4 protein-coding genes and 1 pseudogene are annotated in these 3,751 nt (G+C 57.3%); all 5 read right to left on the reverse strand.

Annotated elements, in window-relative coordinates; genetic code table 11:
- Nucleotides 1-566 precede the first annotated feature (566 nt).
- On the reverse strand, nt 567-1,373 hold the full coding sequence (locus BM075_RS23925) for a DUF1217 domain-containing protein (RefSeq protein ID WP_093363105.1): 807 nt from the start codon (nt 1,371-1,373) through the stop codon (nt 567-569).
- The gene (gene flbT, locus BM075_RS23930) at nt 1,370-1,774 is read right to left on the reverse strand and encodes a flagellar biosynthesis repressor FlbT (RefSeq protein ID WP_093363106.1); all 405 of its coding nucleotides are present in this window, start codon (nt 1,772-1,774) and stop codon (nt 1,370-1,372) included. Before flbT ends, BM075_RS23925 begins: the two co-directional genes overlap by 4 nt.
- On the reverse strand, nt 1,771-2,148 hold the full coding sequence (flaF, locus tag BM075_RS23935) for a flagellar biosynthesis regulator FlaF (RefSeq protein ID WP_245758973.1): 378 nt from the start codon (nt 2,146-2,148) through the stop codon (nt 1,771-1,773). The genes flbT and flaF overlap by 4 nt, the downstream gene beginning before the upstream one ends.
- 89 nt (nt 2,149-2,237) lie before the next feature.
- Entirely contained in the window at nt 2,238-3,503 is a 1,266-nt protein-coding gene (locus BM075_RS23940; RefSeq protein ID WP_093363107.1) for a flagellin, read from the reverse strand.
- A 167-nt stretch (nt 3,504-3,670) separates the two neighbouring features.
- Nucleotides 3,671-3,751: pseudogene (locus tag BM075_RS24300) on the reverse strand (IS5/IS1182 family transposase); the annotation flags it as partial.

Genomic DNA, 3,751 nt, shown 5'->3' on the forward strand with positions numbered 1-3,751 from the left:
TGGCAACCCGATACGACAGATGCCCGAAGGTCTTCCTGTCAGCCATCGCCCTGGCCGCTCTCGTCATTTACTGGCTATGAGTCCTGACCCTAGCCTCCAGACATGTCGTGCAGCAAGATGGCGAAGCGCCGCTAGGTAAACGCTAGCGCTAACGCCCATTTACCCGTGGCCGCGCTGCCATTCGTTTCCAACGGAAACACATCCGGTCCCGGCGCAATGGGCGTGTTTGACGCAAATGCCCTCCCAAATGACGAATGGCTGCTCTTGCATCGTGGGGACGATGTGGGTTGGTTCAAAGATGCTGTGGAAAACAGCTGGATACACCCTTGGGTCCCGGGTTGGAAGCCGTGGAAGGGGACTGTCGAAGTCGGCTCGTGCAGATACATTTGGTGAACCCGAATCGAGAACACTTTCAGAAGGCTCAAGGACTGGCGGCATATTTGACATCGCTAAGATAGGTGACAAAAATTGTCTCTTGGAGCGATCGCTTCTTCTGCAACCATGGTTTTTGGCCGGGAGCTTGAGCCTAGTTTTTAAAAATTCCAAGCATATCCGGTATTGTAACGTCACCGATAATTGTTTGCGCTGCTGATAATCATCAACGCTATGTTGTTCGATGTCATGGCGCCAAGAGATTCGTTCAGGTCCTTCCTCAGCAGAAATGTTCTTATGAGTTTCTCCCTTTGTTCCGGCTCGGAAAACTGTCGGATGCTATCCTCCCCGAATTCGCGACTTGCCTTGTCCCTGAAAACTTCGAGTTGATCATCAATGTTAAGAGAGGAGAACGAGCTTGGCAGATTGAATGCTGTTTCAAAGACGGTTCGCAAGGGCGGGGAGCCCATAACGGAATACCACATGCCATTTTCGCTGAGATCACCGGACGCGATCTCTGCAAGTTCTCTCCGGGTGTCCAGGGCGAGCCTGAAATTCTCATTCTGCTCTCCGACTGCCATCTCGAATTGCCGTTCCTGGTATGCTGATATGCAGCTGTCAGAGAATCCTGGAAGCGCCGTACGGGTCACCTCTCCATCGCCCAAGCCGAATGCCTGGCTGAAAGCGAAGTAGCGCTTATCAGCAAGTTTGTTGGAGAAAGATTCGCCCGAAGAAGTTCCCTCACTCAGGACTTTCTGGACGAAAAACTTGTTACCAATATCGTCATCCAGGCCGAATGCGCCAAGCGCAACCTTGAGCAAGCGATAGTCGCCCACCAAGTCGGTTGCTGACCGCACGTTCGATATGTTCTCCCGGAAATAGTCCACATCACTCTGCACCTGACGAGACGCTGCGAAATTTTCTTTCTGACTTTCGAGCGTCCGGTTGAGAAATGCCCAACCGGAGTAGCCACTCAAAGGCAAAATGGGCTGGAAGCTCATTGGTGCGTGGCAGCCAGCAGCCGCTGTTCACGGGGAAGCAACCCCCTAAGGGCCTTCAGAGCCTGGTAATGCAAACCAGAAATGACTGCCCTCGTCGCGGAGTCCAGAAACTGCCTGCTATCCTTGTCCGTGAGCACATGGCTCAGTTGTTCAATTCCGCGCAGGAGCTGAGGTCGGGCCTCCTCGGGGTCGGCGTCGCCGGAAAGCACGAGTTGCGCGACGTAGCAGACCCGTCGTACCGGCGTGTTGGCCTCTTCGGGGTGAATGGCGTCCCGAAGCCTAAGGATGTTTGCGTTGGGTGTGATAATACTGACCCGGCTGCGGCGGTCGCCGTTTTCGATCACGGCACCGTTAATGAGGACTCTCTCGCGGGGCCCGAGCTTGAGTACGAGGCCTGTCACGAGGTTGACCCCTCTCCAGCGAGCCCGCGCATGACCGAAGTGTTGACGTCCACGAGTGCCTGCGCGGTGGCCTGTCCCTTGAGCACCTTGCGAGTATGGGTCTCTACGAACTCGGCAAGGTAGAAGATCTGTGCCCTCAATGCCGGTGGCAGCGCATTCTCTTTCTGCGCAACGTCGAGAGCGAGCGCGGACCATAGGCGTCGATTTTCGAACAGCGCCTGGGTCAGCGCGACGAACCCTTCTCGCTTCGAGCGTTCCGCAGCCAAAATCTTGCGGGTAAGGCGGGTGAATATCTCGTACTCGGCGCTGCGATTCGTTTTTACGGGCGCAGCATTCATCCCGTAAGCCCTTTGGGCCATGTCGACGGTGTTCACGTCATTTCCTTCCGAAGTTCAATGGAAGACGACCAACTCAGGTCGCGGGAGGGGAGGGGCGCGGGTATCGCCGCGCCCCGTCAGTGTTGTTAGCGGAAGAGCGAGAGCACGGACTGCGGCGACTGGTTCGCGATCGACAGCGACTGAATGCCGAGTTGTTGTTGCACCTGCAGGGCTTGCAGCCGGGCAGAGGCTTCTTCCATGTCGGCATCCACAAGTGTGCCGATCCCGGCTTTCATCGAGTCCGTCAGGTTGGAAATGAACTCCGACTGCGTCTCGATGCGGCCCTGAACGGAGCCGAAAGCCGCCGAAGCGTTGATCGCGGTGTCGATCATCGACTCGATCGACGTGAGCGCCGCGTTTGCGCCCGCATCTGTGGTGACATCGATGGTCGCCAGGTTTCCAAGTCCGCCTGCCGAGGTGCCAGCCGTCCCGTCGCTCGCAGCTTCCATGGTGATCATCAGGTCGCCGGCGTTCCCGCCCGTCACGTTGGTGAACGTGAGCGTATCGCCATTGCGTGAGACAGTGTATTCCGAGTTATCCCCGGTTGCGGAAAGAAAGTTGGAAACCTGCGTTTCAAGCGTGGCCGCCACGGAATTCACGCTGTCGTCAGCATCGGCGACGTATTCAAAAACCCGTTGCCCCAGGGGACCACCGGCCGCAGTGTCATCCAGCGTCAGCCGATAGCTTGCCTTGTCATGGACGGACGTGATCTGAACATCGTATGTGCCGCTCTCCGCGACGGCTGTTGCCGTGTCGTCGGTGACCGCACCGCCGCCGCCCTGCAAGTAGGTCCCATCGTTCACGGCCGTCGTGCCAAACGTTGCGCCAGTGGCAGTGTTCGAGACCGAGAGATCTTGCCGGGCCACTGTGATGTGAGACGCCGAGACAGTGCCGGACGCGTCCCTGTCGAGAGAGGAGAGCACGGTCACGTCTTCGGCTGACGAGCCGTCCACAAGGTTGAGACCGTTAAATTGAGCTGCGCCGACGACGGCGCCGATCTGGTCCTTGAGCGCTTCGATGTCAGTTTGGATCTTTTCGCGGTCGACGTTCTCCTCCTGAGCCGAGACCACCTTCTCCTTCATCTGGGTCAGAAGGTCTGTAACCGTTTCAGATGCGTTGCGGGCAACCGCGACTGTGGACTCGCCGAGCGCCAAGCTATCGGAGATCGCCTGAAACCCTTTGACATCTGATTCCATCACCTTGGAAATGGCCCAGACGGCAGCGTTGTCCTTGGCCGAAGAGACAGATTTGCCAGTCGAAATCTCGCTCTGGATTTGGTTGAGGTTGTTGTTGATGCCCTTTAAGGTCTGCAGTGCGACCATTGAGCTGGTATTCGTGAGAATGCTGGTCATGTTCCTGATCTCCTACCGAAACGGCGCTTTACGCCGGGAACCGAGCCGCCGGACCGATCCGGCTGCTATTCTGGCCTTCTGCGCCGTGCGGGCGGTCGATTGACCGTTCGCGCCACCCCTTCCGGAGTGCGTCGTCAGGATTGATCTGCCTTCCCTAGGGTCAGGACTCATAGCCAGTAAATGACGAGAGCGGCCAGGGCGATGGCTGACAGGAAGACCTTCGGGCATCTGTCGTATCGGGTTGCCAC

Source organism: Tropicimonas isoalkanivorans (assembly GCF_900112335.1).
Taxonomy (GTDB): Bacteria; Pseudomonadota; Alphaproteobacteria; order Rhodobacterales; family Rhodobacteraceae; genus Tropicimonas; species Tropicimonas isoalkanivorans.